The sequence below is a fragment of the Heyndrickxia vini genome (genome assembly GCF_016772275.1).
Taxonomy (GTDB): domain Bacteria; phylum Bacillota; class Bacilli; order Bacillales; family Bacillaceae_C; genus Heyndrickxia; species Heyndrickxia vini.
Genome location: NZ_CP065425.1, coordinates 1,103,379 through 1,130,093, shown reverse-complemented (window position 1 = coordinate 1,130,093; position 26,715 = coordinate 1,103,379). Strand labels below are relative to the sequence as shown.

Genomic DNA, 26,715 nt, shown 5'->3' with positions numbered 1-26,715 from the left:
AATAACATTGCTATTTTCCGATATAAGCATACATTGTCACTTCAGAAGATGTATTGATTTCTTTGTATTCAGGCTTCACCCACATATTGTTCACCACCTTAGATGACACTAACATTCACAAGTCTTTCGTGTAGTGTCGGATTATCCCTTTCAAATTTATCTTATGACAGTGAATTTCCCGAAATAACTAGAATTTTAGTATGAAGTTGTCCTTTTTCCTATTAGAAAAGCGCAAGCGCCTTGCTCATCGACGTAAAAGACTTACGGGACTTTGACTTATCGTAGGGAAAAGTCCTGACGTTTTCTAGTCGATAGGCGCTGGAGCTAGACATAGCAGAAGATATTTATTAGGAACATTAATCCTATAAAATTTATACTTTCTGATCTCATAAAAAAAACCGAGAAGACTAAAGTTCGAATGATTATCGAACGAAGTTTCTCGGTTTAAGGATTTTTACTTAAAGGGTGGTCATATTTTACTTAGAAAAACTATTTCTTTTTGGAAAGCCATTTTGCTAAAGCCTTCGCTTGGTCATTATCAACAAGACCTCCAGGCATACGCCCGCCTCCGTTAATAATTTGATTTAATATATCCTGCTCTGACATAGATGCACCGACTTTTTGTAGATTCGGACCGGATTTACCCTCAAGATTTCCACCATGACAGGAGACACAGCTCTTTTTGTAAATAGCCTCAGGGTTCATATTCGCCGGTTGTTTTTTATCTTTCTCTTTATTTCCGTGGCTTCCATGATTGGCATTATCATGTTTCCCTGAACCTTGACTTTGTTCCGGAATAACTTTTTTGTTACCTCCAAGTCCGTAGGTAACAATTTTCGTCCCAGTGACGAACGTAACATATTGTTTGTCGTCAACCATATAAATGGATGGAGCCATCATAATTTGATCTCCGCCACTTTTCATATTCCATAATACTTTTCCAGTTTTGATGTCAAGGGCATTAACATCTCCATTCAGCGCTCCATAGAAAGCAAGTCCTGTAGTCGTACTCGTAAACCCTCCGCGCATTGGTTGTTCCGTCTTATTCTGATAAGCCTTCTTACCGGTATTTAAGTCGATTGCTGTAATGGTACCTGATATTTCAACACCTTTTGGAGTTGGTAAAATAGATGTACCAGGGAATAGACCATTCTTTTGCTCAACTTCCTTCTCATCTTTCGCTGCCACTGCCACAGATGGCTTGTTAATCCCGGGGATTAATACATAATTGGAAGTAGGATCATACGTTTCCGGCGCGTAATTTTGTCCACCTTCTGCTCCTGGCCATTGAGGTACTGCCTTTTTTTCATCCGTTGGCAGTGGAGAGTGCTTGATTTTAACAAACGGAACTCCATCATAAATGGTATCTCCATTTTTCGCATCCCATGCATACCATTTTCCGTTCTTGCCGCCATGAACGACAACTTTTTTCTTTTTGTTATTTACCGTGGCATTAAGAACCATCGGAGTGGATGCCGCATCATAATCCCATTCATCTTTTTCAACTTCAGATTTTGCCCAAATAAACTTTCCTGTTTTGCTATCCAGTGCAACCACCGAATCTGTATATGGATTTTTACCAGGTCGTACGGCTGCAAAGTAGTCTGGCGCTGGATTTCCGACCCCAAAATACATCATATCGGTGTCCGGATCAAATGACATTGGGTTCCATACAGCTCCTCCCCCAGTGTATTTTCCCTTTACCCAGCCCTCTCCCTTTTTAGGGATTGTCCAGAATGGTTGCTTCCAAGCGGGTTCTAAATTGCTTGCTTTATAGGCCATAACAAAACCACGAATACCATTATCACCGCCACTGCTACCTACATAGATATTTCCTTTATAATACATAGGTGCCATTGTTTCATAATATCTGTTTTCAAGTGTGACACCTTCAATACTGTCCCAAAGATTAACCATTTTAATTAATTTTCCGTCTTTCTTATTAAGCTTCGCCAAACGATTATCGGCAATAAGTACAAATACACTATCTTCCGCAACAGCTACCCCACGACTGGCCACTATCTCTAAAAGACTCAAATCCGCCTTATCAAGATGTTCCTGTACATCCTTTGGCAACTTCCATTCCCAAATCTTCTTTCCGTTTGAAGCATCCATTGCAAATACCCGATTTAATGAGGTCGTTACATACATGACGCCATCTTGAACAATTGGGAAATCCTCTGAAGCATTAGGTACATTTTTATCCCAATCTGACAAATCCTTCTGCCAAACAATTCCTAACTTTTTAACATTATCTTTTGTAATTTTATCATAAGGTACATGCCTAGTATGTTGATAGTCATAGCCCCAATTAGGAAACCCGGTATCATTTTTATTTTTGGCTACTTGGTTATTGGCATTGTTCTTCTTATTTTCGTTTTTCGACTGACATCCGACGACTAATACCAAAGCCAACAAAGCTATACCGATTACTTTTAAATAGCGTCTCAAGAAAAGACCTCCTATGCTTTAAAATTAAATTTGTATTAGACCTTTCTCTTTTTCTATATTGAGTAAAACAATCCTTAATTATGCAAAAGAGCAAATAAAAAATAAATATACATAGCAAGGTCAATGATGTTCGTATTAATTTTCACAAAGTTCATTTGGATTTAGCATATTTACGAAAAATGGAGACAATCTATAAATGAGCATGTTCATAAAGGCTGTTACATAACTCCTTTTTGAACGATAAATTAAAAGTAGGACGGTGATCGTATGAAAGGTTTCTTAAATGGATTTAGTAGATTAATTTTTATGCTTTGCTTACTAGTTGGATTAATATCTGTTCCTCTACAAAGTTCATTCGCCAAATCAGAACAAGTTATCGGGTCTGCAGAGAATAATGGTATCAAACTGATGATAAATAACTACACCATTACAAACCACGGTCAGGAGATGGTGGTGTATTATACGATCCAATCAAAGTCGGGGGATCAGATAGCCGAAGATTCTGGAATAATAAACCCTGATATTTCTATTGGTGACAATCTCGTTCGAGGAAATAATACGTGGCATAAAAAGATCAACAACCAAACCTATCAAGGCGCTGTAAAGGTAAACCTGCCACAATATATACCTGCCACATCAAACGTAGCATTTAATACCGATACAATTTTTCAACAAAAAGGGCAATGGACGGTTAACTTCCAAATAAAAAAATAATAGCGATGAACAAAAGGAGGCACATTTTTAGCAGCAAAAATCGTTAAGACGTTTAATGCTAAAGTACGTGACCTCCCTATTTAAAAAATCAAATCATTTTTTTACCGAGTTACATCTTGTATATCTGGTCCATCTTTACTTTTAAGGCTTCAAAGCGAACAAAACAATCCTCATGAATATATTCCTAGGCTAATCGCCGATCTCCAATATTAAAATTACAACCTCGTTATAGTATAAATATAGTTGAAAATATTACCTGCTGCCATTCGTCAGCAGGTAATATTTTGTTAGTTTCATTATTTGACCTCTATAATAAATGGATAGGCATTCACTTGATTGCCAAACTTAAATTCGGCCCAAAGTTTATAAATCCCAGGTTTATCAAATCGTGTTTCAAATACGGTCTTATCATCCGCAACCGGATGAACATGAATATATTTCTCTCCGTCTTCATCTAAAACGACAACATGGCCTAAAGCACCTAAATAAGGATCAGGTTTGGCATCTTTCACGTCAAAATTAAGCGTAATCTCTTTGTTTACTTCAAAAGATTGAGTAGTTAATTCAACGGTTTGACCATTGATTGTCTTTGTAAAATTCTTATCGGCAACAAGATGGTTATCATGTTGGTCGTAATGGGATTCACCAACATGCAATTCAATCGGTTTTGCCGAATATTGCAGTCCTTTTGGTGTAATATCAACAATCACTTTGTAAGAATTATTCGCTAAATTGATCTTTTGTTTATAGATCCCTTCACCTTTTTGCTCTGGATGTACGTGATGGTACTCCTCTAGGTCAGAACTTACTACAATGAGATGCATGTATTTTTCATGAGAAACTTCTAGTTCCGGAACTTGATTATTTTTATCTTTTAATTCAATTGTAAGTTCTCCGTTATCATAGGATACTTTTGGTGTTACCTCGCTAACGGTGTCTGCGGCTTGATCCTGGTGATGAATGTGTTGCTGATTCATGTTTTCACCTCCCTGTTCAGTCGTTGTATGAGTAATGTGTTTCTCCGTTTTTGGATTTATACTTGCATAAACACTGTATCCAGCAATGACGAGTCCAAGATATACGAGCGCTGAAATCGTCCAAATCATCATTCCTTTTTTCATGGAAGCTTGCTCCTTTCTACATTTACGCTTTTAACTTAACCCTCTGCAGTCTTAGTGCGTTAAGAACAACCGATACGGAGCTAAATGCCATTGCTGCACCCGCTAACCACGGTGCTAAGAAACCTACCGCTGCAATAGGGATTCCTATACAGTTATAAGCAAGCGCCCAGAAAAGATTTTGCTTAATATTAGTAATCGTCTTCTTACTCATGAATATTGCATCCGCAATACTCGTTAAATCACCACGAATGAGAGTAATATCAGCAGCTTCCATCGCCACATCGGTACCTGTACCAATTGCCATCCCAATATCAGCTATTGCTAGTGCCGGAGCATCATTAATTCCATCCCCGACCATCGCTACTTTTTTACCGGATTTCTGAAGCTTTTCGACTTCTTTTGCCTTGCCTTCTGGTAAAACTTCAGCAATGACTTTCTTTATTCCCACTTGATCCGCAATGGCTTGTGCCGTTTGCGTATTATCTCCAGTAATCATCACAACATCTAATCCCATACTGCGCAAACGAGAAATGGCTTCTTTTGATGTTTCTTTAATCGTATCTGCAACTGCCACGATTCCCGCAAAATGTCCATCAATGGCAACTAACATAGCTGTTTTCCCTTGCTTTTCCAAGTTCTCCATTTTTGCTAATTCTTCTTCATGTACAGTAATGTTTTGTTTCGCCATAAGTCTGCGTGTTCCGATGAATAGTTGTTTGCCATTTACAGTTGATTGAATGCCGTAACCCGGAATGGCTTCGAATGTTTCTGAACCTTGTAGACTGATTCCTTTTTCTTTTATCCCTTCAACAATCGCCTCAGCAAGTGGATGTTCCGAGTTTCTTTCAGCCGTACCAACCAGCTTTAGAAATTCCTTTTCCTCCATACCTTCTGATAAAATAACATCTGTTAAAGACGGTTTTCCGTTTGTCACTGTTCCTGTCTTATCAAGAATAATTGTATCGATGCGATGGGTTGTTTCAAGATGTTCTCCACCTTTAAATAAAATTCCAAATTCCGCGGCACGACCCGATCCAGCCATTATCGAAGTGGGTGTCGCCAAACCGAGTGCGCAAGGACATGCGATAACCAATACCGCGATAAATTTTTCAAGGGCTTCCGCAAATTCTCCGGGACTTACGAAGAAATACCATATTAAGAAAGTAATAACCGCGATCCCAACTACAATAGGTACAAATATCCCTGATATCACATCAGCTAATCGTTGAATCGGGGCTTTCGATCCTTGTGCTTCCTCAACTACTTTAATAATTTGTGCTAATGCTGTATCTTTACCGACTTTTGTTGCTTTAATTTTTAGGAAACCATTTTTATTAATCGTAGAACCAATAACTGTATCGCCAACCGTTTTATCAATCGGAATACTTTCACCCGTCAACATCGACTCATCAAGTGCCGACTGGCCTTCTACAATTTCACCATCTACTGGGATCTTTTCACCAGGCTTAACATATACTATATCCCCTTGTAAAACCTCATCAATCGGAATAATTAACTCTTCACCATCACGCACGACAGTCGCATTTTTTGCCTGCAGTCCCATTAACTTCTTAATTGCTTCAGAAGAACGTCCTTTTGCTTTTGCTTCGAACAGTTTTCCTAAGAGAATTAAAGTAATAAGGACAGCGCTTGTTTCATAATAGAGTTCTACCGTATGAGCTCCGGAGCCAATTGAGCTAATACTTAAATACAAACTATAGAAATAAGCAGCCGATGTGCCAAGTGCAACAAGGACATCCATATTTGCGCTCTTATTTCTTAACGCTTTAAAAGCTCCTACATAAAACTGTTTTCCAACGACAAATTGCACAGGTGTTGCAAGGGCAAGCTGTACCCAAGGATTCATAAACATATCTGGTAGCCAAATGAAAGACGTAAATTCAAAGTGACTAACCATCGCCCACAATAATGGCAAGGACAAGATAAGTGAGAAAATAAATTTCCCTTGTTGTTTTTCAATTTCTTTTTGGCGATGGTCCACTTGTTCTCCTGCATTTTCCTTCTTTTGCTCAAGGCTATATCCTAGCTTTTTTATCGCCTCTTTCATTTCAGGGACGGAGATATGTTCTGGATTGTATTCCACAAGAGCGGTTTCTAATGCAAAATTAACGGCGGCTTGTTCTACTCCATCTAATTTGTTTAATCTTTTTTCAATTCTATTTGCGCAAGCTGCACAGGTCATTCCCGTAATATCAAATTCTGTTTTTTCCTTTACAACATCATAGCCTAAACCTTGAATTTTCTTTTGGAAATCTTGGTCAGAAACCACTTCAGGATCATATTTTATTGTTGACTTTTCCAGCGCTAAATTAACATTGGCTTCTTTTACGCCATCCATTTTTTTGAGCCCTTTTTCAATTCTTGTGGCACATGCCGCACAGGTCATCCCTATAATTTGATAATCCGTTTCTTTGATTTCATTACTCATATTTAACACCTCTTTTATACTGGTGGGGGGTATATTTCATTGAAAAAGATAACGTGCTTTATTAGGCACGTTTTCCTTTTTTCTATTAGCTGTTTTCGTTAAGTTTGTTGTTCATAAAATGGACCGTTCCTTTCCGCTGCAGGAGTTTGCTTTCCGCGGGGAGGAAGTCGAGCCTCCTCGGCGCTTTTCGCGCCTGTGGGGTCTCGACCTTTCCTCTATATCCCGCCGGAGTCAAGCTCCTTCCGCTCCAATCCACTCTGCGTTTTCACTCTTGTTAAGTGTGTAGAACAACAAATTTTAGAAAAGAGTCATTCTATTCAACATCATACCCTTGATCATCAATTGTTTCCTTAATTTCATTTAAGGATACATCGGATGGATTGAATTCTACGTCAACTTTTCCAGCATCCAAATGAACTTTTACTGATTTAACACCTTGTAATTTGCCGACGCTTCCTTCAATAGAATTTACACAATGATTACACGACATTCCGTTCACCTTTAAAGTAGTTTTTTCCATTTATAATCACTCCTATTTATTTTTTCATTAATTTTCCTATTGTTAAAAGTACTTCGTCTAGTACCTCTGTATCACCCTCATTAACTCGTTCCAATACACACGTTTTAAGATGACCTTCTAGAAGGATTTTTGCCACACTGTTTAAAGCTGACTGTGTAGCCGCGATTTGGGTAATAACATCGTCACAATACGTGTCCTTTTCGATTAATCCTTTTATTCCACGAATTTGACCTTCAATTCGATTTAAACGAGTAACCAAGTTTTTCTTCACTTTATCGGAATGATGGCTCTTTCTTCCTTCAGAAAGATTACAATCATGATTCATGTTTTCTTCCACCCCTATCACCTCCACATCTACAATATACAATACCCCCCTAATGTATGTAAAGGGATTTAGAAAACCTTTTTTATATTTTTAATCAAAGGAAAAAAGCCCCATTAATTCAGGGCTATATTGCTTACTTCTTCGTTTTTTGCAAGGCTAATTCCTCTCTGTCAACAGCCATTGGAGGTTGTTCAAGGAATCCATTATTAATCATAATTTTTGCACCGTCTTCGGCATACTTGGCAATTTCAGCGGATAGCCTTACATATTGCAGAGCCAAATCCTTCCTTGGACTCATTGCCATACTTGTTCCATAAAAACCTATACTCAGTGCGATAAGTGCAGTTGTATAAAACATCATTAGTTTGTCCGAAAAAGTATAACTGGTTGAGTCTGTAACTTCAATATTCCATGTCATAGGAGCAGGAAGGTTATCTTTATTAAGTATAGATTCAAAAATATCACAATGCTTTTTAGCAATCTCCACTCCTCTGAACAAAAAACTGGAAACCTCTTTTGATTTAGCAACCTGACTAAATCCAAGTAAGGTCGCTGCTCCAAAAGCATTTCTTTCAAAATTAGCAAAAAGATTTGTAATTTCTGTACCAGTTAAAGGTCTTTTTTCACCGAAAAACCCTTTAAGGAAACTTTGCTTTTTTACGAAATCAATATCCTCGGGAATTGGTAAATATGGCGCCCTTATATAAAGACCTTTGGATAATAACAGCTCCTTTACCTCTCTAAGAAACTTAGTCAATTGTGAAATGCACTCATTGAAATAGCTATAAACATCCGCTCGAACGGATAATGCTAAATTAATACTGTAGCCTTGTAGAGCAATTTGAGATGCTTGATGGAGGTAGTACAAAGCATAAGTATCAGAGTACAATCGAGGAGCTGATAAATTAACATCCTCCTTAAGCTTAAATCCATAGGGTATAGGATATTTTTCTTTATTAAAAATTTCAGTTATAGTATTAACATTACCTTGAGCAATCCTTAAAGCATATTTAATTATTGCTTTAATTTCTTCATCCTCGACTTTAGATAAAAAATATTCTATGTTACACACTAAGGCACTGTCATTAATATATGATCCCCAAAGAGCTGTAATTTCTGTTGATGTAAGCCTCACGTGAAATTCCTTTACCATGATACACCTCCCATGACCTCGACCTTTTTTGTTATTTTTCACAAAATCTTTGTATTTATGTAAAAGGATGAAAAGCTTGCAACAAATAAAAAAGAGATGTTGTCAAATAGTAAACAACACCTTAATTTAATTTAACCTCTTTAAGAATTCGAACACTGCATTAGTCATGTTGGTTGCTTCCTCGGTTTTGGTTGTTCCGAGAAGCTGAGTTAATTCGCTATGGGAAAGAGATCGGGCTTTAAAATTTGCGACCGTGTTGTCAGCTTTTGTTGTTGTATCCATAAATCTTTCAATAGAATGATTTCCGTGGTCTATCAAAAACATTGGTGGCAGATTTTTATTTGCAGCATAAGAAATAGGTGAGGCTTTTTTCCATACTTCTTGGTCGTTTCCGAACACCTTTTTGTAGCGTCCAAATCTATTGATAAAATCTGTTAAATCAAGCGGACCTTCTATGTTCACGACAGAATTGATTATTTCGGGTGAAAGACCTACCTTATTCAAATAGGTTGGATTTGAAGCGACTAGCATGATTAAATGACCACCAGCAGAATGGCCCATCAGATTTATTTTCGTCCGATCAAATTGATAATGGTTGGCTTTGTCATACACCCATTTTATCGCATTGGTAATATCATTTGCCATTTCCTCATAGGTAGCTTTTGGAAAAAGGCGATAGTTAATTGATATAAATGAATATCCTTTTTTGGTAAAAAAATCAGGTTTTGCCGAAACATTTGATTTATCACCACCGCCCCATCCGCCACCATGAGCATAAATGATGACCGGTATTTTCTCTCCGTTCCGAACTTTAGGTGTGAAGAGATCTAATGTTTGCATTCGGTTATTGCCATATTTAAGATTCGATTCTTTAACCTCTTGTCCACTAACATGCTGAAAGAAATAAAATGTTATTCCAATAACGACGATAAGGAAAATAACAATCGATAATAAAAGTTTTGGTTGCAGTTGTTTATTCCCTATTTTCATCTTATCTCCTTCCTTGCCTGAAACCACAGTTGTTACGGTAATTATTATTTTAAGATTTCATTTTGACTTTTAAATTTGAAAATGGCATCAACCGCTTGATGATAACCATCCGATGCTTGAAAGGAATCCCTCACATTTGCAACATTTTTATGGAAGGTCGGTTGGTTTAATACGTGATTTACGGCATGACATAGTTGATTTGCTGTCAATTCTTGCATTTGTAACTTTATGCCAGCACCCATTTTGGCCACTTGCTCGGCAATGATCGGTTGATCTGCGCTTTGTGGGAGGACAATGAGCGGAACTCCGTAATAAAGGCCTTCATGGACACTGTTCATTCCACCATGTGTGATAAATAATTTAGTGTGTTTCAATACTTCAGTTTGCGGTACATAATTTTTCACAATGAAGTTATTTGGAATCTCTCCCAAATCAGTTAGTTGAACTTTATTTCCAATAGACATAACAACTGTATGTTCGGTGTTCTCAAATGCCCTAAAACAAAGCTTATAGAAATCAATAGCCTGATTTACGACCGTACCCAGTGAAATATAGATTGGATTTTTTCCCTTGATTGCAGTAAAGTCAAAAGTTTCTTCATTTAATCGTGAAGAAATAGATGGACCTACAAATTTATAAGTTTGGTCAAAGTCTTCTCCAGAAGGTTGGAATTCTCTAATTGTATAAACTAGTGTAAGCGATGCTGGATTACATAAAACTTCGTAAGGGGAATGGATCTCTACACCATACTTTTCCTTCACCATTCCCGTCAGTCTTTGAAATTCATCAATTGTTTCTGCAGGGATATTTTCTGAAAGCTGTTCGAACATGTTATCGAACCTTTCCTTAGTCTGAGCAAAAGTAGTACACGAATTGATTGCCGGCAGTTTAAGGATTTGAGCAAGGATACGTCCACAACCAAACATGGAATCGTGGATTAGATAATCAAAATTTTCTCCTTCAATCTGTTCAAGTACGCTTGGAATGACGATATCTGCCGTATGTAAAAGTCCATTAATTCTTTCGAGTAAATTATTTCTGCCACCCGAGATAAATGCTTTTATAAATTTTTGACCGTCTATTGTTCGGACAGTTGCTCCCGTCTTTTCAATACGCTCTCGAAAATCTTCAATTGTAAAATACACTACTTCTTCTCCACGCGAAATAAGCTCCTTTACAACACCAATCGTTGGATTGATATGCCCTTCTGATCCAGCATTAATAAATAAGGCTCGTGCCACTTCTGTCACTCCATTCTTAATCAAAAATTAATAGTTTACAACATAGCCATAAAGAAAAAGTTTTCTATCAGCCTCACTCGCTTGTTTTATGACTTCGCTTCTCCACCAGGGTACAGAACAAATTCATATATATTCCCTTCTAGTCTATCTTTATAGAATTCAATCTTTTGGTTCAGAACATGCAGATTTTTTTGCAGCGCTTGGATCTCTTCCTCTACGAGATGCTTACGCTTTTCAAGTAAATCCAACCTTTCCGGTGTCGTTTCGTCTCCCATTGCACGCCATTTCGTATATTGCTTTAGCTCTGCCATCGACATTCCCGAATTTTTTAAATGGAGCAAAAACTGAACCCACCCAATATCATCATCAGTAAATTCTCGTATATTATTTTCATCTCGACGAGGAGTAAGTAACCCTTCCTTTTCATAGTACCTAAGTGTGCTTGTACTTACACCGATCATTTTTGCAAATTCGCCAATTGAATAAGTCATGATCCCCACCTCGTTTTATGTATTTGTTTCTATTATAATTTTATATATTAAGAAATGCACGAACCGCAACCATGGTTACATTTTTTACATTTATTGTTACTGCTTTGAATAGGCAAATAACAATTAGTTGGGGACAGACCCGCTATTTGGGGGTTCATAACAGAGATTCGCTAGGAGCCCCGCAGACAAAATGGTGATGATTGAAAACACGACGCTCCAAAGTCCCAACGTTTGAAACCCGATTAAAACGATGATTCCATCCAATATAGCAATAATTAGCCCTATACTCAAAGGAGTTGCTTTGGCTATGAAATAAGCAATCAAGTCTGTTCCCCCAGTACTTGTTTTGTAACGGAGCATTAAACCCACACCAATTCCACAAACCGCTCCACCCAAAATAGCACTTAGCCATATGGGCAGAGGAAATTGATAAGGAGCTAGCAAATCCAGAAAAACAGCTGTCACTATCATTCCGTATATACTGCCGTGAAATTGACCCCGATCCTTCACCCATGCATAAAGGATTAATGGAATACTTAACAACGCTGACCATAACCCCGTTTGAAAGTCAAAATAATAATGCAATATAAGGGCAAGACCGATAATTCCTCCATCTAGTAAATGATGTGGAACCAAGAAGCCATTCACCCCAATTCCAATAAGACCACTCCCTATTATCATTGCAGCAATTCTAGCAAACATGTTAATCCCCCCTATTTAATCTATGCATATGGGGACTGTCCGAAAAACATTCTAAACAAAGTATCGTTTCTATCTAGGGACCTTTTATCTTTTTAGGTTAAAAATCTGGTAGTACATTCATACTGGCGAGATGTTCAAATTCGGACTGCTTTTCTCTTTCCGGTACCATGGCCATACGCTTTCCTTCCCCTTCGGACCGCTTCTCTCCTTTCCGGACCCATAGCCTCACGCTTTCCTTCTCCTTCGGACCGCTTCTCTCCTTTCCGGACCCATAGCCATACGCTTTCCTTCTTTCCGGTACCATGGCCATACGCTTTTCTTCCCCTTCGGACCGCTTCTCTCCTTTCCGGTACCATGGCCTCACGCTTTCCTTCCCCTTCGGACCGCTTCTCTCCTTTCCGGACCCATAGCCTCACGCTTTTCTTCCCCTTCGGACCGCTTCTCTCCTTTCCGGACCCATAGCCATACGCTTTCCTTTCTCTTCGGACCGCTTCTCTCCTTTCCGGTACCATGGCCTCACGCTTTCCTTCCCCTTCGGACCGCTTCTCTCCTTTCCGGTACCATGGCCTCACGCTTTCCTTCCCCTTCGGACCGCTTCTCTTCTAAATGGAATAAACGCATCGAATCAATTGATTCGATGCGTTCATTATTTTACGTTTCATCATCGACAGGATCTAACCATTCCAGCGTACCTGCAGTGATGGTAATGTTTCAACATCGGATGTTTATTCTATTGATTCATGACTGTTTATTTTATTTCCCGCCAAATACCGGGAAGAAGCTATGCTCACCATAATTCTGGATGTGCTCTATATTCTTTAAGGTTTCCATATCTGCATCACTAATAACAAAATCAAGATCTGCATTGTTTCTCATGTGATCCGGGTTTGCCGTCTTAGGAATGACTACAAGACCAAGCTGGATATCATAACGTAAGCAAAGCTGAGCAACAGTTACTCCATACTTATCAGCTATTACCTTAACTTCCGCATTATCCAAAACTGCACCATGTGCAATGGGTGAATATGCCTCTACCAAGATGTCATTCTTCCGACAGAATTCAATGAGCTCCAAAGGAGTATTGCTCACATGTGCCAATATCTGATTGACCATAGGCTTGATTTCACAGCTTGCAAGAATATTCTCTACATCATCCTGAAGGAAGTTGGAAAGACCGATTGCCTTTACCTTGCCTGTCTTATAAGCATCCTCCATTGCTTTCCATACTTCTTTGTTTTCCTCGAAATGGCAATTCTCCCCACGGAACTCATCCCAAGGCTGTGGGCTGTGGATAATCATAAGGTCGAGGTAATCCAGTCCTAGTTTTGTTAACGACTCATCAATAGACTGCATGGCAGCATCATAGGTCTTTAATTCGGCAGCAACCTTTGACGTGATGAAAAGTTCCTCTCTTCCAACGCCGCAGGAACGGATTCCCTTACCTACACCAGCTTCATTCATATAAGCCTGAGCAGTATCAATATGACGATAACCAATAGCTACCGCATCACGCACTGCTTGTGCTGTCTGTGCATCGTCAAGCAACCAAGTACCAAGACCTAATTTTGGAATTTCTACACCATTTGATAATTTGTAAGTTTCGTTAAACATGTTGTTGTCTCCTTTGCATTGTAGTAATTTTTCATTTATTTTCAGGAATAATTTCATTATCGTAAGCTCTTATAATGTTTTTAGTGCATCTTCAATCAACGTTTCTCCACCAATCATATCAAAGGATTTACCAATTGTTTGACTATTCTCCAGTGAAGCAACAATTGCTGCAGCAACATCTTCACGAGGAATTTTCCCGTATCCAAGGTCAACAGCCACTTTTACCTTCCCAGTTCCAGGTTCATTGGTCAGCCCCCCTGGACGGATAATCGTATAATCGAGACCACTTTTCTCTAACCAAACATCTGCGTAATGCTTTGCCGCACTATAATACGGTGCACTATTCATCCATCTGTCACGATGATGAACGCCAATTGCACTAACAATGATGAAACGCTTCACCCCAGCTTGTTTGGCCGCTTCCATTGACTTGATTGCCCCGTCTAAATCAATCATCACCGTTTTATCAGCACCCGTATGACCGCCTGAACCAGCTGTAAATACAACCGCATCAGCTTCTTTTGCCGCATTGGCTATTGTCTCAATGCTTCCCTCCAAATCAACAAGTGCTGTTTTAACTCCTTGTTCCTCAAATTTCGCTTTTTGCTCTTCCTTTCGAACCATAGCGATGGCATTGTGCCCACTTGATTCTTGTATTTTTCTCACGACATGTTGGCCAATTTGACCGTTTGCTCCTATAATAAGTACGTTCATGATTAATCTTCCTTTCTTCTTAATTTTTCAGAGAACTTTAATTAAATTATTTGCTGATTTTGTTTCCATCGATAATTCACTTATCTCTTGTAAAAAGCATACAACTTAAAGTTGACTCTAAGTCAAATCAAAGAAGAAAATTTTTAAATACTTTTCACGGCCTTATTCATATTTCCCTTTACAAAAGCAATACCCAAACAAATAATAGCCACCAATAAAATGATAATTGAACTTACAAGAAATAAGGATTGAACAGTGTGAACGTGTAAAAGCTTTGAAAACACTGACCCTTCATAAGGAGAAAGGGTAGCACCTATGTTATAAGCAACCAACACCATGGTTGTTCCAAGTTTTGCTGTTTTTTCATTTTGCTGTGTAAAAGTATGAAACAAAAACGGCATGATACAACGAAAAGAAAAACCGATGAAAAGGGAACAAATTGTCGTAAGCATTATATTTTCTGAAATCGTCGTAACATACATTGAAATTGCGAGTAATAAAAGAGCGGCTGGCATGATATAGTCCTTCAGAAGCTGAAAGATCCTGCCAAATGCAAAACCGGCAATAAACGCCCCTAAACCAATGAAAGCAAGATTATTGCTGCCAATCGTTGCATTACCAATACGTTTTTCTAAAATTAGCGGGGTAACTTGAATATTGTAATTTATAAAAATCGTTACAATTACGAAAAGTAAAATACCATACCCAATAATTTGCCGATAGGATACCCCATCGTTTCGACTTTTTGATTCCTTTACTTTCCTCTTTTTCATTCGCTTCTTTTCATTCGGGACAAAGAAAAAGAATCCAAGAAAAATTGGGAGCGCTAAAGCATAAATAAGAAAAGAAGTTTGCCAGTTGATTTTCAATAATTGTCCTACTAAAAAATGTCAAACAGATGCCGCCCAATCCTTCAAAGGCACTTTCCAATCCAATGACAGTAGCTTTTCTTCTAGGATTATCCTGATACAAATCACTAATCATTTGAATAATTAAGCGATTGAATAAACCGATTCCCAATCCGAAGAAACATCGTGAAAGAAACAATAATGAGAAGACATCATGCTTTAGCACCGGAAATATCCCCGCAATAAAAACAAATCCTAACCCAACTAATATTGTTCTTTTCTTTCCAATTATTAATTCCAATCGGTTCGCAATTAAAATACCTAGAATGACAAACAGTGATGGAATGGTTGTTAAAAGTCCTATATGGGTTGGATTTATTTTTGGAAATTCTTTCGAGATTGCCGGAATGTTTGCGGCTATTAACGGCCCGGAAGATATTAATAATGCAACCGAAAGCAAAGAAGTAGTCATTAATTTGTCCTTACGCATAAAAAAATTCATCTCCTTTCAATTACCGTCGCTTTATTGATGGCAATTTTCTTTTCCGTTGACTGGGTGAATCACCCATACTCGTTCATAATATTTAAGCATTAAGGTTCTTCGATTAAACATTTGCACTACTTGTGTAATCTTCATTTACTTCACCTCGCTATTATTTATGTAACCAATTTATCACTTGAAGTTAACTTTAAGTCAATATGCAGCTCTGAAGTTATTTTTCATGCTTGCATTAAAGTGCACTTTAAAGTCTATACTTCATCATGTAAATAAAATTTTTTGGGGAGGGAATATATTAGATGGCGGAAAAACAAACAGCGGGACGAGACATATTAGGAAAATTCGCGCCAAAGTTTGCTGAACTTAACGATGATGTTTTATTCGGTGAAGTTTGGTCAAGAGAGAAAGAACTATCACCTCGGGATCGCAGTATGATTACCGTCTCCGCGTTAATCGCAGGAGGAAACTTTGAACAACTAACTCCACATCTTCAAAAAGCAAAGGCAAATGGGGTAACAAAAGATGAAATTGCTGAAATCATAACTCATCTTTCGTTCTATGTAGGATGGCCTAAAGCATGGTCAGCCTTTAATATCGCAAAAGAAATTTATACTGATTAAAAGAAAGTGGGGATTGAATATGAAAAATGAGGAATTAAAAAATAGCACCATCTTTCCATTGGGGGAAAAAGTGGAACCAAATTTTATCGGGGACGCCTACTTACAAATGGTGTTTACCGATCCAAAGCCACTTAATACATCAATTGGGAATGTAACATTTGCTCCGGGAGCCCGCAATAATTGGCACTCTCATAAAGTTGGACAAGTATTATTAGTTACAGGCGGCGAAGGTTGGTATCAAGAAGAAGGTAAACCTGCACAATTACTTAAAACGGGGGATGTAGTAAATATTCAACCGAATGTCAAACATTGGCACGGTGCTACAAAAGACAGTTGGTTCGTACACTTGGCAATGACGCCGGGAGAAACAGATTGGTTAGAATCTGTCGAAGATGAATGGTATAATAACTTATAAAAATAAGGCATCGAGTCATCAAAAATTGATTCGATGCCTTATCTTTTAGGATTTTCAAACAAAATAATATTCACATTATCCTTTTGATATTTTTAAGGTTCGTTTCGATTAATTTTATTAATGATGGCAGCTGTAAATTCTGTAGTAGTTGCTGAACCACCTAAGTCGCGGGTAGTCGTTCCTTCAGCAACAGTCTCCAATACAGCCTTCTCCATTACTTTAGCTATTTCATTAAGTTTATTATCTTCGTGATTAGCAGCTAACCATTGTAATAACATAACCGTTGATAAGATCATACTAGTAGGGTTAGCGACATTTTGACCGGCGATATCAGGTGCCGATCCGTGGGCTGCCTGCGCCATAGCCTGTTTACCATTTGTATTTAGTGACGGTGATAATCCTAAGCTTCCAACTAGCTCGCCGGCTAAGTCTGATAGTATATCACCAAATAAATTTTCTGTAACTATCACATCAAAGTCTTCCGCTCTCCGGACCAAATGTGCTGTCATGGCATCAATAAGGTAGTCTTCCACTTCAACTTCCGGATAATATTTTTCGCCTACTTCATAACAAATATCTCGAAATAGTTCGAAAGCATACTTGATTACATTTGCTTTATGTACAACGGCTACTTTTTTGCGGCGTGTCATTGCTAGTTTAAAAGCTTCATGAGCAATTCTTTCAATAGCTTTTCTACTAAATACTCCTGTTACAAGTGCAACATCCGGAGACACCATAAACTCGCCAATGCCTTTATACATATTTCGATCTGATAAAAATCCTTCCGTATTTTCACGAAATATTACAAGATCTGCCTTTTCAACTAAACCTTTTGTTCCCGGTAACACTCGACTTGGACGGACATTTGAATATAAATCAAAATAATGTCTTAATTCACCACTAGGGTTCCTTTTTGAAATACGATGCTCGTCCGGGTATGCAGATGAATCATGTGGAGCCATTAACCAGCCATTCATTTCTTCTAAACCCTTCTTTGTCATTTCAGGTACAGGGTCATTGTACTTTTTAATCCCTTCCCACCCCATCGGAAGTTCAACAAATTCAAATTGAGTTCCATTTGCTAATTTCGATGTTGTGGCTTTTAAAACTTCAACAGAGGACTTTACAATCTCAGGTCCGATTCCATCACCGTATAATACACCTAATTTATACTTTGCCAATTTTAAGCCCCCTTCTAAAATTATGATAACCTTTTCCAATAAACTATTTTTAGTTTACTATTGCAAATGAATATTGTCTAAAATACCATTGAATAAGTATGTATGTTTCTTTTAGTTGGAAATTTATTACTCCCAATATGCATGTTAATGAGAAGAGAAGTTTCTTATTAAAAATTGTAACAGTAACGATCATTTTTGTTATCTTAGACTTGAGCGTAGTTTTGAAAAAGTAAATCAAGATGATAGGAAAAATTGACACCGTATAATTTATAAGATAAACTCCATATATAGACCGATTGATATAATAAGGAATGATTAAAATGGAAAAAGAAAATTCTAAAGACAAAATAATATCGACGGCATCTAGACTTTTTCAATTGCAAGGGTATCATGCTACAGGTTTAAATCAAATTCTAAAGGAAAGTGAAGCCCCGAAAGGTTCGTTGTATTATTATTTTCCAAATGGAAAGGAACAGCTTGCCATTGAGTCGGTTCAATTGACCGCAAGATTCGTGTCAGAACGAATTGAAGAGGGATTAAATCGGCATTCCGATCCTGTTGTTGCTATTCAGGGGTTTATTGATGACATGGCAAAGCAGTTTCAGGAAAAACGTTGTTCAGAAGGAGTACCGATTGCAGCAGTAGCCTTGGAAACATCACTTACCAGTGAAGAATTGAGAAAGGCATGTCAAGTAGCGTACGAAAAATTCCAAGATGTTTTTACGAGGAAATTAATTCAAAGTGGCTATGAAGAAAATCGAGCGAAAGAGTTAGGAATTGTCATTAACTCAATGCTCGAAGGCGCATTTCTTATTTCGTTTACGACTGGAACGAGTAAGCCTCTTCAATTAGTTTCTAAACAAATTCCAGTTCTTCTGCAATAACTGGATTCTTTTTTACCATGAATTATATAGACTGGTCTAGATTGAGAAGAAAACAAAAAATATAACCAATGTAATCTTATCAATGCCTAAATCAAAAAAGTCATACAAAATAAGAGGTAATACATATTGGTCTAGCTAATATGTATTACCTCTTTACTTCTCGTTTAATAATCGAACCCGATTATTCAGGATTAGAAATATTAAAAAGAAGGCTAGTATTAATTAATTCTAGTAAAGATTTCTAACTAATTGCCCTTTGACCCCCTGAACAATTTTAAAACCATTTCTTTGTTTGAACCTGTTAAATGCAAACCTTAGCATTTTTATTTCCATAACTTCAACTTTCAAACGATTTTTTTGAGAATTTTTTTATATCTTCTATCTACCTTTCAATGCCACTATCCTTAAATTTCTTAAATTCTATTCATCCTATGATCTTCAACAATCGCGCCCTTTACTTGAATAAGAACTAAATTTATAAGTCGTTATTTTCAATTAAGATTTGATTGTGTATATGGTGTTCCATATGCTCAAGATAATCTTGTATAAGCCACTCTAGTGTCTTATGTTGATTATTTCCAATGTCACAAAGATTGGATAGCTTTTCGTTAGGAATATTCATAACAATATTAACAATTTGCTTATTTAATGTCTGAAAAAGGTTTACTATCTCATCAAGGGTTCTATCTTGATAATTCTGAACCATTACCCATTGGTCTTGATTATACGATTGAATAACATACACTGGTTCTTCATATTGAATTTTTATAAACCTTTCAATATTATTTATCGCAGAGTCACATAGATGTCCTAAAATTTCTTTTTTAGACCATTTATTTGGTAATGGTCGATTAGAAATTTCTTTTTCATGCATAGAGTTGTACTCTTCTGGTAATCTTTTTATCCAATGATTAATTCCTTCAACTACCTTTTGCATATTTTTAATCCCCCTAAGTATCTTTATAAAACCAATATTCGGCTACTATCCTTAAAATCCCTTTACTACACATATCCTCCCATACGAATCATCCTCACTGATTGACTACTGATGAAAAATTCTTTACTCTTTTTATGTTAAAATTTGATAAAGCTCCTCAAGCATTTGAATCTCATAAGTTGGAGCAATATCGGTGCTATTAGGCTTCTTTTCAGGATTAAACCAACATGTATCTATTCCTGCCAGCTGTCCGCCTTTAATATCTGAACTTAAGGAATCTCCGATAATTAATGCTTGTTTCGTATCAAAATTAGGAATTTTAGCGAACACATAGTCAAAAAACTCCTTCATTGGCTTCTGAAAACCAGTATCCTCTGAAACAAATATATCTTTAAATAACGGATGTAGCCCTGAAGCACGTAGGCGTTTATACTGCGTCTTGGAAACGCCATTCGTTACAATATATAGCTCATATTGATTTTGTAGGTCTGTTATAACTTCAAGGGAACCTTTGACAAGTTGTTTGCCCTCTTCTAAGTAGCTTCGATAGCTTTTTTCTAGTAAAGCTCCATCTACCTCTCGATTATATGCCTTAAACAAAATCGAAAATCGAGTATTCAAGACTTCATTACGATCTATTTTTCCTTCTTCAAAGGACTTCCAGAGACCTTGATTTATTTTTTTATAATGTGTTTCGATTTCAGCGGTTAAGGGGATGTTTTGCTCCACAAAAAGCAAGCGTAAAGCCTCCCTTTCTGCTGCGCCAAAATCCAATAATGTATCATCTACGTCAAATAATAAAGTTCTGTACCGTTTCAAAATTACCTCTCCATTTCTTGTTTTTGTTATCCAGTATTATTGTCAACTTGATTATGATACTTTTGATCTTAATATCTAATATAAGCGCTCCTAGATGTTAAATAGATGTAATGTAATCATTCATATCAGTTGAGAAGTAGTGAAGCTTTATTTTAAACTTAAAATTTTCCTATTTCTAATTACAATCCTGCAATTAGGATGTTAATCCATTTAGTAACGCTGATTTGATTATTTAGTTACCAGTTTTTCCAATTACCATTTGAATCAACACTAGCAAGTCGAAGCCACCCATTCTGCACTTTTTCTCGAAAGGCAAAATCATTCTTTAATAAACGTTCTACATACTTCTCAGGTGCTTGGATAACAATTAACAAACGAAGTGGATCATGAAAAGCTTCAATATCTGAAAGCATGACAGATTGCCAAGGTAGTCCGGATAATAAGTCACTTGCATTCCCTTGCATCACCCCCAAATTTGCTGTTACAGTTTGGGTTGCTTTATTTCCACTACCATAGTAATGAGGTGCTACCGTTGAAGCATAATACTGCAAATTAATCATTTGGGATACCGTTCCTGGTCCTGCAATAATATTAGTTAGAAGTTGGCCACTTTCATCTTGTCTCCAATCATAATTATGAAGAAAGGATCTCCCCTCTAAATCACAATCCTGCGTTAATTCACGTTGCCCAACAATAAAAGAGGCATTACGTGCTAATCCCCATTCCGGGCGTATCTCACTCCAATCTTCTGCAAATCGGTGTGCTTCAGCACTAGGATTTTTAAGTTTCAAGTTTAAATTCGGTAATTTAGCGAGACGTTCTTCATTTGCTTGACGGGTTACTTTCGGTAGAATAGCTTTGATATGATCAAATGCTTCTTGTGCAGATTTCGAAAGTTCAGGGACATAAATCCAATGTAATTCATCTACTGTTGTATTATGCTCTGCAGCTACAAAAACCGTCTCTTTTGGAATGTTAATCCCTTCTAAGGAGAGCACTTCCCTTACCTCTTGAAGATTACATAGGGTGGCTAATACCCTTGCATTAAATCCTCCTGCGGCACCACCACATGCTCCACAGTCGAGAGCAGAAGCATAAGGATTATTAATACTTTGACTACCATGCCCACATATCGCGACTAATGGTGCAATATCCTTAGTGAGTCCCATCAATTGTAGGGCTTGGCGTACATATTCCACTTTTTCTTTTTTAGAAAAACCAACAGGTATCTCAGAATCTATATCATGATCATAATGAAGCGAGAGATTAGTTTCGGGTTTGTTTAACCAATTCTTCCGAAGTTTACGAATGAAGTTATCTGCTATTCTTGGTATAAAGCTCCGTGCAAGCATTCGCATGCTAAGCCATGGTCCACTAATTTCTGGTAAAAGCAAACTCGTAAGGACATTATGTTTCATCATCTTAAATGTATAGCTCAATGAATTTTCTACCTGCTTGCGTTGTTGAAAGGTTTCCTGTTTATGATTATCTGTAAATTCTTTTACTTGATGTTTAGGTTTTTGTATAACCGGCATGGAAGCATGGACGTGATGACTCCCAAGTTCACTAATGGCAATTGGTAAACCAAAGAAGCCAGCAACGCCCATCGTTTCAAACGGCCCCTCTTTTTCAAGTTGTCTGCGAAAGGGTTCTGAACGTACATCAATACAAAATGCTAATTGAGCTAAAACGGATTTTTTATTTTCAACCACATGCTGTTTCGTAGTAATCTTCTCTTTCAATCGTTCTGTATATGTTTGTTCCCAAGCTTCCAGCCAAAGTTTTCGGCGAAGATTCTCATCAAAATGATTTGCGAAAGACAAATATTCGAGTTGTTCAAAGGAGGACATAAGATACCATTCCTCGATTGAAAGGTTTCCCCAATGGATCCATGATGCTAAAAGTGTTTTAATTGAACCTTTTTTCTCAAATTGTTGATTTGACAAAGGTAAATAAGGTTTTACTAGCACCCATTCCATGGAAATTCGAATGGCTAAATATTCTGTTAGAAGTGTATATTCATGAGACGATTGTTGAGAACGCCAAAGCATCATACCTGCCCATCCAGGTAAGGAAAGAAGGTGTCCTTCCAAATAAGTCTGTATTTCTGAACGAGAGATGTCCAATGCAGATAGTACTTCTAGTAAAGCTGTATGTGCTTCTTGAGGTAAGCGTTTTAAAATTTTACGCTGATTTTTGTTAAGCAATGGATCATGTTGAATGAGACGGTGCCATGCATGATAAAAACCTTTGTCTCGATTTGGCATGGACCACCCCGTCTGAGAATCGTCCAGATATAATTTACACCATTTGATAACATGATAATCGAGCTCATTAATTATCCTTTCACCGTCTTGATTTTTTAATTTTGCACTTATGGGTTTGCTTGAATAGTTTTCGATACGAGTGATATCCAAGTCCATGATTTCATTCCCCAATTTATTTAACTCGGGTGATAGAAGTAAACTAGAAGGTATTGTATCTAATTTTAATGCTTCCTGGCAAAAACGCTCGGCAGTCTCCCTAGGTAAATGAAAGGTTTGTGAGTCTAGCCATTTCTGTAATCCTACTTGAAGAAAAGACTCATCAATCTCACCGCGTTTCTTTGCCGAACGAAGAATGGATGCACTAGGATAAATATCCACACCACGATTAGTTTTGAATAGATGTGCCACTTGTTCAAAGGATTGTTTTTCAAGTCCCGTCCAAGGGTTACGTGCTGCAAAATTAGAGATTGGCGAAAGTGGTGCAATTACTCGACTAGCAGATAGAACTAAATCATGAACAGCATGTTCTTCAATTTCAATTTTTTTATTTTTAATGGTTTCCTCCGTTAATACTGCTGTTACATTCATCACTGATTACCTCCTTGATGTATAAATTTCTTAAGGTAGTTTGGATGACTTTCTACCGACTTAGGTTTAGCCTCACCAAATCGTACGAACCAAAGATAGAGTACAGCAAATAAAGTAGAAGATTGTTTACGGGCAGCCAAAGCACCAATAGCATGACCAACTAGTAAGAAACACACAACAAAGACGACAGCCCACATGGGAGGTTGAAAACTTTGAGAAATAGTTGTTCGCAACCACTGAGAGAAGAAAATATGAATGATAAAGTAAACTCCAGAAAATCCAATCATAAATGCTAAACCAGCAATTTTGCCAATTCTCCCCTTTCCAAAAACAACAAGCTGTGTCCAAGAAACAGACAATGACCATCCAAGGATGATTGCACTAACAATTTGATATCCATTATCTGGAGCCATAAACCAAAAAGCAACACCTACAAGTAAGCCTAAAACCCGACCAGACATCATCCATAAGTTTGATGGTTTTTCCTTAAGGCTAGATGATGCACGAAAATCGTGACCTGCTGAACCAGCCTGCAAAAACAATGTAGCTTTAAATAAACCATGTAAAACTAAATGAATAATAGCAGCTAAATAAGCACCTAATGCACACTGAATGAGCATAAATCCCATTTGTGCAATTGTTGATCCAACTAACTGACGTTTATAATCAACATGGACCAAACTAATTCCTGTTCCAATAAATACAGAAATACTAGCAAGTATAAGTAAAAGAATCTGCATTATATCTCCATTAAATAGTGGGGAGAATCTCGTTAAGATGATTCCACCTGCATTTACTAACCCTGCATGCATGATCGCAGAAACAGGAGTAGGAGCAACGACTGACTCTATTAGCCAACGTTGGAATGGCCATTGGGCGGCAGGTATCATTACAGCTAATAAAATCAATAGATTAATCCCAGTTCTCTCCATTGGTCCAAGAAGAGCTAAACGATTATCACTAAAAGCGAAAGATATCTCCCATTGACCCGTAACCAAATAAAGCCAACCTACCGCACACAACAAAGCAAACCAGCTTATTGTAAATAAGCGACCAGTTACTTTTGCCGCTTCATTAGCTACTTTCCAACTCCGGTTTAGTCTTATAAGTAAAGTCAACCCTAAAAGTGTGGCACCCCAAAAAAAGACCATTAAGCGTAAATCATTACTTAACCATGCAATTGAAGCTGCTACTGTAGTGAATGTAAAAAGTGTAAAGTACTTTCTATAAAAGCGATCTCCCATTAAGTATCGTACGGAAAAACGCTGAATAATTAATCCCATCGAAAGAATAAATAATGCCAATAGCCAAGATAAGGAATCTAAGTGCCAAGGTCCAACAATTTCATTGGTATTGGAAATAATAAGTGCAAATAATGAGACCAATAGAGGTAAAACAACTATACAGATATGAATCTGAACATATCGTAAGGGTATTTTGGGATGTAAAAATAGTAAACCACTTAAGCAAGACGCACTAAGCGTAATAATAAATATTGTTAACAATGTCGATGAACTCAGTGAAACTAACATTTATAATTCTCCTTACTAGCTGACATTAAAAAAATTCCTGTTAATTACGGATAAGGTTTGATTAATTTAACTAATAAAAAAACCGACAACTTTAAAAATCCACTGAACTTCTTTAATCAATGAATTTTGAAAATTGTCGGTTTCTCTTCAACTAACTTCACCCAAGTTTTTTGAAGAGCTACCTTTTATTTGTTTGTGTACTATTATAATAACAAAAAAATGTAAAAAAATTAGTTAGAAAACCTTCTCATTAAACCAATATAAATTAGAAAAATGCCAAAGCCCTAAAATTTTAAATTTTACATATTAAACATTTTTCAAGAATTAAGCTAGATATAATTTAAAACAAATTATAAAATTTGTCAACTTTTTGTTAAACCTAATTTTTATCCATAAGCAATTTTATTATATTTATTACATTAAAATTTTGACTCAATATCATTAAATAATTTAAATACCATCACACGTTCTCCTGTACGAGAGCTTAAGTCGGTATGAAAACTTTTAGTCTTCTCCCCAGTTATTGTTTGAATAATTTCATAAAGGTCTTCTATACCTGATTCAACGAGTTCCGAACGTGTTCTTTTTATAGTTAGCATTCCCGTTTTTGTTTCACATACAGAATATTCAGCTGGTGTTAAAATACCTTGTAAATTCACAATTATCATGTCCTGCAAGATATTGGTTTTAACGGATAGTGATCCACGACCAAGAAAGTCCTTTTCCCATTTAGTAATTGCCTTGCTTATTTCTGATTCAATAAAGCCTTTCGATTTTTCCATGTATTACAAATCCTCCTCGAACAAAACTATTAATACTCACAACTTAATTTGGATTAATTCCATTTTCATTCATCTATGAATATTTACATAATCAAGACACAATAATAAATAATTTTTTGAAATTATCTACTATAAAGGCTATTTTGCAGGACAGAATTGCAACCTGTCAAGTAGACAGCAGAAAAATAATACTGAACAAGCGACATCAGATCATAGAATATGGATTGTATGTTCAAGTGATGGACCAAGATAAAACTACTAATTTACCATAAGCCCCATTAGATGATACGAAGATTTGGGATCAGCAACCATTTCCATTTTAAATAGAAAAGCGACTCATTTTTATATGAGTCGCTTTTATAATATATTGGTTTTCCACCAATGCATATTAAATATGTATTTGGTGGAGACGGTGGGAATCGAACCCACGTCCAGAAACATTGCCACTTAAGCATCTACGAGTGTAGTCGATATATTCGTATTTCGCACCTTCATCTGCCTATCGACGGGCGTCCGAAGTGCTAGCCTGATTGGTCTCTTCCATCGTCCCCAGGCGGAGGACAACCGGCGTAGCCCACTAAAGTTGAGACCCTGACCCTACCACATGGGCGATGGAGGGAGGATCCGCTATGCTAGCTTACGCTGCAAAAGCGAGGTTATTGTTAGTTTTGCCAGTTATTATTGGCTTTGGCGTTTTTACGAGGACGACCCCCTCGACTCGCAACCTAAGCTCAAACTATCCCTGTCGAATCCGTAACGTCCCCATGATAGAAGGTTACGATCTCTTTTATAAAGAGAAAGACGCTCGAGACAACTGAGCTTAACATTAAAAGTAACTGGCTATTACATGTTTTATTATAC

The 26,715-nt window shown here is 37.2% G+C and carries 26 protein-coding genes and 1 other RNA gene; 4 read left to right on the top strand and 23 right to left on the bottom strand.

The window, feature by feature from the left end:
* Positions 1-10: 10 nt before the first annotated feature.
* Positions 11-85 (bottom strand): pyrroloquinoline quinone precursor peptide PqqA, encoded by a 75-nt coding sequence (gene pqqA / locus I5776_RS21790; RefSeq protein WP_425490371.1) that lies wholly within the window; start codon positions 83-85, stop codon positions 11-13.
* A 404-nt stretch (positions 86-489) separates the two neighbouring features.
* Positions 490-2,451, bottom strand: coding sequence for an outer membrane protein assembly factor BamB family protein (locus tag I5776_RS05540; RefSeq protein ID WP_202779346.1), 1,962 nt, complete (start codon positions 2,449-2,451; stop codon positions 490-492).
* A gap of 267 nt (positions 2,452-2,718) precedes the next feature.
* Here I5776_RS05540 and I5776_RS05535 point away from each other — a divergent pair, with 267 nt between their 5' ends.
* Complete coding sequence (locus I5776_RS05535; protein WP_202779345.1) at positions 2,719-3,165, top strand: hypothetical protein; 447 nt, start codon at positions 2,719-2,721, stop codon at positions 3,163-3,165.
* 296 nt (positions 3,166-3,461) lie between these two features.
* Here the strand turns inward: I5776_RS05535 and I5776_RS05530 are convergent, their stop codons facing one another.
* The 14 genes from I5776_RS05530 to I5776_RS05465 all read right to left on the bottom strand — a co-directional run bounded on the left by I5776_RS05530 (position 3,462) and on the right by I5776_RS05465 (position 15,820).
* Positions 3,462-4,286: a DUF8832 domain-containing protein gene (locus I5776_RS05530; protein ID WP_202779344.1), complete on the bottom strand. Its 825-nt coding sequence runs from the start codon at positions 4,284-4,286 to the stop codon at positions 3,462-3,464.
* A 22-nt stretch (positions 4,287-4,308) separates the two neighbouring features.
* Entirely contained in the window at positions 4,309-6,735 is a 2,427-nt protein-coding gene (locus I5776_RS05525; protein WP_202779343.1) for a heavy metal translocating P-type ATPase, read from the bottom strand.
* Between the two features lie 313 nt (positions 6,736-7,048).
* A complete protein-coding gene (copZ, locus tag I5776_RS05520) occupies positions 7,049-7,255 on the bottom strand; it encodes a copper chaperone CopZ (protein WP_202779342.1) in 207 nt (68 codons plus the stop codon).
* A gap of 16 nt (positions 7,256-7,271) precedes the next feature.
* A complete protein-coding gene (locus I5776_RS05515; RefSeq protein WP_181294331.1) occupies positions 7,272-7,580 on the bottom strand; it encodes a metal-sensitive transcriptional regulator in 309 nt (102 codons plus the stop codon).
* Positions 7,581-7,713: 133 nt separating this feature from the next.
* Positions 7,714-8,733, bottom strand: a complete 1,020-nt coding sequence (locus tag I5776_RS05510) for a DUF3231 family protein (protein ID WP_202779341.1) — start codon at positions 8,731-8,733, stop codon at positions 7,714-7,716.
* A gap of 126 nt (positions 8,734-8,859) precedes the next feature.
* Positions 8,860-9,723 carry an alpha/beta hydrolase gene (locus I5776_RS05505; protein WP_246483931.1) on the bottom strand — a complete coding sequence of 288 codons (864 nt, stop codon included), beginning with the start codon at positions 9,721-9,723 and terminating at the stop codon, positions 8,860-8,862.
* Between the two features lie 44 nt (positions 9,724-9,767).
* Positions 9,768-10,964 carry a macrolide family glycosyltransferase gene (locus I5776_RS05500; protein ID WP_202780698.1) on the bottom strand — a complete coding sequence of 399 codons (1,197 nt, stop codon included), beginning with the start codon at positions 10,962-10,964 and terminating at the stop codon, positions 9,768-9,770.
* Between the two features lie 86 nt (positions 10,965-11,050).
* Positions 11,051-11,455, bottom strand: coding sequence for a MerR family transcriptional regulator (locus I5776_RS05495; protein WP_202779340.1), 405 nt, complete (start codon positions 11,453-11,455; stop codon positions 11,051-11,053).
* A gap of 123 nt (positions 11,456-11,578) precedes the next feature.
* Positions 11,579-12,157, bottom strand: coding sequence for a YitT family protein (locus I5776_RS05490; protein ID WP_202779339.1), 579 nt, complete (start codon positions 12,155-12,157; stop codon positions 11,579-11,581).
* Positions 12,158-12,254: 97 nt separating this feature from the next.
* On the bottom strand, positions 12,255-12,521 hold the full coding sequence (locus I5776_RS05485) for a hypothetical protein (RefSeq protein ID WP_202779338.1): 267 nt from the start codon (positions 12,519-12,521) through the stop codon (positions 12,255-12,257).
* Positions 12,522-12,910: 389 nt separating this feature from the next.
* Complete coding sequence (locus tag I5776_RS05480) at positions 12,911-13,768, bottom strand: aldo/keto reductase (RefSeq protein WP_202779337.1); 858 nt, start codon at positions 13,766-13,768, stop codon at positions 12,911-12,913.
* Positions 13,769-13,837: 69 nt separating this feature from the next.
* Positions 13,838-14,482: an SDR family oxidoreductase gene (locus I5776_RS05475; RefSeq protein WP_202779336.1), complete on the bottom strand. Its 645-nt coding sequence runs from the start codon at positions 14,480-14,482 to the stop codon at positions 13,838-13,840.
* A 143-nt stretch (positions 14,483-14,625) separates the two neighbouring features.
* Positions 14,626-15,255, bottom strand: a complete 630-nt coding sequence (locus I5776_RS05470; RefSeq protein ID WP_202779335.1) for an MFS transporter — start codon at positions 15,253-15,255, stop codon at positions 14,626-14,628.
* A gap of 10 nt (positions 15,256-15,265) precedes the next feature.
* Entirely contained in the window at positions 15,266-15,820 is a 555-nt protein-coding gene (locus I5776_RS05465; protein ID WP_202779334.1) for an MFS transporter, read from the bottom strand.
* A 308-nt stretch (positions 15,821-16,128) separates the two neighbouring features.
* Here I5776_RS05465 and I5776_RS05460 point away from each other — a divergent pair, with 308 nt between their 5' ends.
* Complete coding sequence (locus I5776_RS05460) at positions 16,129-16,449, top strand: carboxymuconolactone decarboxylase family protein (RefSeq protein ID WP_202779333.1); 321 nt, start codon at positions 16,129-16,131, stop codon at positions 16,447-16,449.
* A 19-nt stretch (positions 16,450-16,468) separates the two neighbouring features.
* Positions 16,469-16,864: a cupin domain-containing protein gene (locus tag I5776_RS05455; protein ID WP_202779332.1), complete on the top strand. Its 396-nt coding sequence runs from the start codon at positions 16,469-16,471 to the stop codon at positions 16,862-16,864.
* 92 nt (positions 16,865-16,956) lie between these two features.
* Here I5776_RS05455 and I5776_RS05450 read toward each other — a convergent pair whose 3' ends face one another.
* Positions 16,957-18,045, bottom strand: a complete 1,089-nt coding sequence (locus I5776_RS05450; RefSeq protein WP_202779331.1) for an isocitrate/isopropylmalate dehydrogenase family protein — start codon at positions 18,043-18,045, stop codon at positions 16,957-16,959.
* A 320-nt stretch (positions 18,046-18,365) separates the two neighbouring features.
* On the opposite strand from I5776_RS05450, the gene I5776_RS05445 reads away from it, so the two are divergent.
* Entirely contained in the window at positions 18,366-18,929 is a 564-nt protein-coding gene (locus I5776_RS05445; RefSeq protein WP_202779330.1) for a TetR/AcrR family transcriptional regulator, read from the top strand.
* Positions 18,930-19,404: 475 nt separating this feature from the next.
* Here the strand turns inward: I5776_RS05445 and I5776_RS05440 are convergent, their stop codons facing one another.
* The 6 genes from I5776_RS05440 to ssrA all read right to left on the bottom strand — a co-directional run bounded on the left by I5776_RS05440 (position 19,405) and on the right by ssrA (position 26,618).
* Complete coding sequence (locus I5776_RS05440) at positions 19,405-19,866, bottom strand: DinB family protein (protein WP_202779329.1); 462 nt, start codon at positions 19,864-19,866, stop codon at positions 19,405-19,407.
* 132 nt (positions 19,867-19,998) lie between these two features.
* Complete coding sequence (locus tag I5776_RS05435; RefSeq protein WP_202779328.1) at positions 19,999-20,685, bottom strand: YjjG family noncanonical pyrimidine nucleotidase; 687 nt, start codon at positions 20,683-20,685, stop codon at positions 19,999-20,001.
* 236 nt (positions 20,686-20,921) lie between these two features.
* Positions 20,922-23,540 carry a DUF2309 domain-containing protein gene (locus I5776_RS05430; RefSeq protein ID WP_202779327.1) on the bottom strand — a complete coding sequence of 873 codons (2,619 nt, stop codon included), beginning with the start codon at positions 23,538-23,540 and terminating at the stop codon, positions 20,922-20,924.
* Complete coding sequence (locus tag I5776_RS05425; protein ID WP_202779326.1) at positions 23,540-25,072, bottom strand: NADH dehydrogenase subunit 5; 1,533 nt, start codon at positions 25,070-25,072, stop codon at positions 23,540-23,542. The genes I5776_RS05430 and I5776_RS05425 overlap by 1 nt, the downstream gene beginning before the upstream one ends.
* A 419-nt stretch (positions 25,073-25,491) precedes the next feature.
* Positions 25,492-25,854 carry a Na-translocating system protein MpsC family protein gene (locus I5776_RS05420; protein ID WP_202779325.1) on the bottom strand — a complete coding sequence of 121 codons (363 nt, stop codon included), beginning with the start codon at positions 25,852-25,854 and terminating at the stop codon, positions 25,492-25,494.
* A 401-nt stretch (positions 25,855-26,255) separates the two neighbouring features.
* Positions 26,256-26,618, bottom strand: a transfer-messenger RNA (tmRNA) gene (gene ssrA, locus I5776_RS05415).
* Positions 26,619-26,715 lie beyond the last annotated feature (97 nt).

Excerpts from the sequence above, each read along its gene's own strand:
- I5776_RS05465 (WP_202779334.1), bottom strand. The coding sequence starts at position 15,820 with ATGCGTAAGGACAAATTAATGACTACTTCTTTGCTTTCGGTTGCATTA.
- copZ (WP_202779342.1), bottom strand. The coding sequence starts at position 7,255 with ATGGAAAAAACTACTTTAAAGGTGAACGGAATGTCGTGTAATCATTGT.
- I5776_RS05525 (WP_202779343.1), bottom strand. The coding sequence starts at position 6,735 with ATGAGTAATGAAATCAAAGAAACGGATTATCAAATTATAGGGATGACC.
- I5776_RS05535 (WP_202779345.1), top strand. The coding sequence starts at position 2,719 with ATGAAAGGTTTCTTAAATGGATTTAGTAGATTAATTTTTATGCTTTGC.
- I5776_RS05495 (WP_202779340.1), bottom strand. The coding sequence starts at position 11,455 with ATGACTTATTCAATTGGCGAATTTGCAAAAATGATCGGTGTAAGTACA.
- I5776_RS05480 (WP_202779337.1), bottom strand. The coding sequence starts at position 13,768 with ATGTTTAACGAAACTTACAAATTATCAAATGGTGTAGAAATTCCAAAA.
- I5776_RS05425 (WP_202779326.1), bottom strand. The coding sequence starts at position 25,072 with ATGTTAGTTTCACTGAGTTCATCGACATTGTTAACAATATTTATTATT.
- I5776_RS05505 (WP_246483931.1), bottom strand. The coding sequence starts at position 9,723 with ATGAAAATAGGGAATAAACAACTGCAACCAAAACTTTTATTATCGATT.
- I5776_RS05460 (WP_202779333.1), top strand. The coding sequence starts at position 16,129 with ATGGCGGAAAAACAAACAGCGGGACGAGACATATTAGGAAAATTCGCG.
- I5776_RS05515 (WP_181294331.1), bottom strand. The coding sequence starts at position 7,580 with ATGAATCATGATTGTAATCTTTCTGAAGGAAGAAAGAGCCATCATTCC.
- I5776_RS05440 (WP_202779329.1), bottom strand. The coding sequence starts at position 19,866 with ATGCAAAAGGTAGTTGAAGGAATTAATCATTGGATAAAAAGATTACCA.
- I5776_RS05490 (WP_202779339.1), bottom strand. The coding sequence starts at position 12,157 with ATGTTTGCTAGAATTGCTGCAATGATAATAGGGAGTGGTCTTATTGGA.
- I5776_RS05470 (WP_202779335.1), bottom strand. The coding sequence starts at position 15,255 with ATGAAAAAGAGGAAAGTAAAGGAATCAAAAAGTCGAAACGATGGGGTA.
- I5776_RS05455 (WP_202779332.1), top strand. The coding sequence starts at position 16,469 with ATGAAAAATGAGGAATTAAAAAATAGCACCATCTTTCCATTGGGGGAA.
- I5776_RS05475 (WP_202779336.1), bottom strand. The coding sequence starts at position 14,482 with ATGAACGTACTTATTATAGGAGCAAACGGTCAAATTGGCCAACATGTC.
- I5776_RS05430 (WP_202779327.1), bottom strand. The coding sequence starts at position 23,540 with ATGAATGTAACAGCAGTATTAACGGAGGAAACCATTAAAAATAAAAAA.
- I5776_RS05420 (WP_202779325.1), bottom strand. The coding sequence starts at position 25,854 with ATGGAAAAATCGAAAGGCTTTATTGAATCAGAAATAAGCAAGGCAATT.
- I5776_RS05510 (WP_202779341.1), bottom strand. The coding sequence starts at position 8,733 with ATGGTAAAGGAATTTCACGTGAGGCTTACATCAACAGAAATTACAGCT.
- I5776_RS05530 (WP_202779344.1), bottom strand. The coding sequence starts at position 4,286 with ATGAAAAAAGGAATGATGATTTGGACGATTTCAGCGCTCGTATATCTT.
- I5776_RS05445 (WP_202779330.1), top strand. The coding sequence starts at position 18,366 with ATGGAAAAAGAAAATTCTAAAGACAAAATAATATCGACGGCATCTAGA.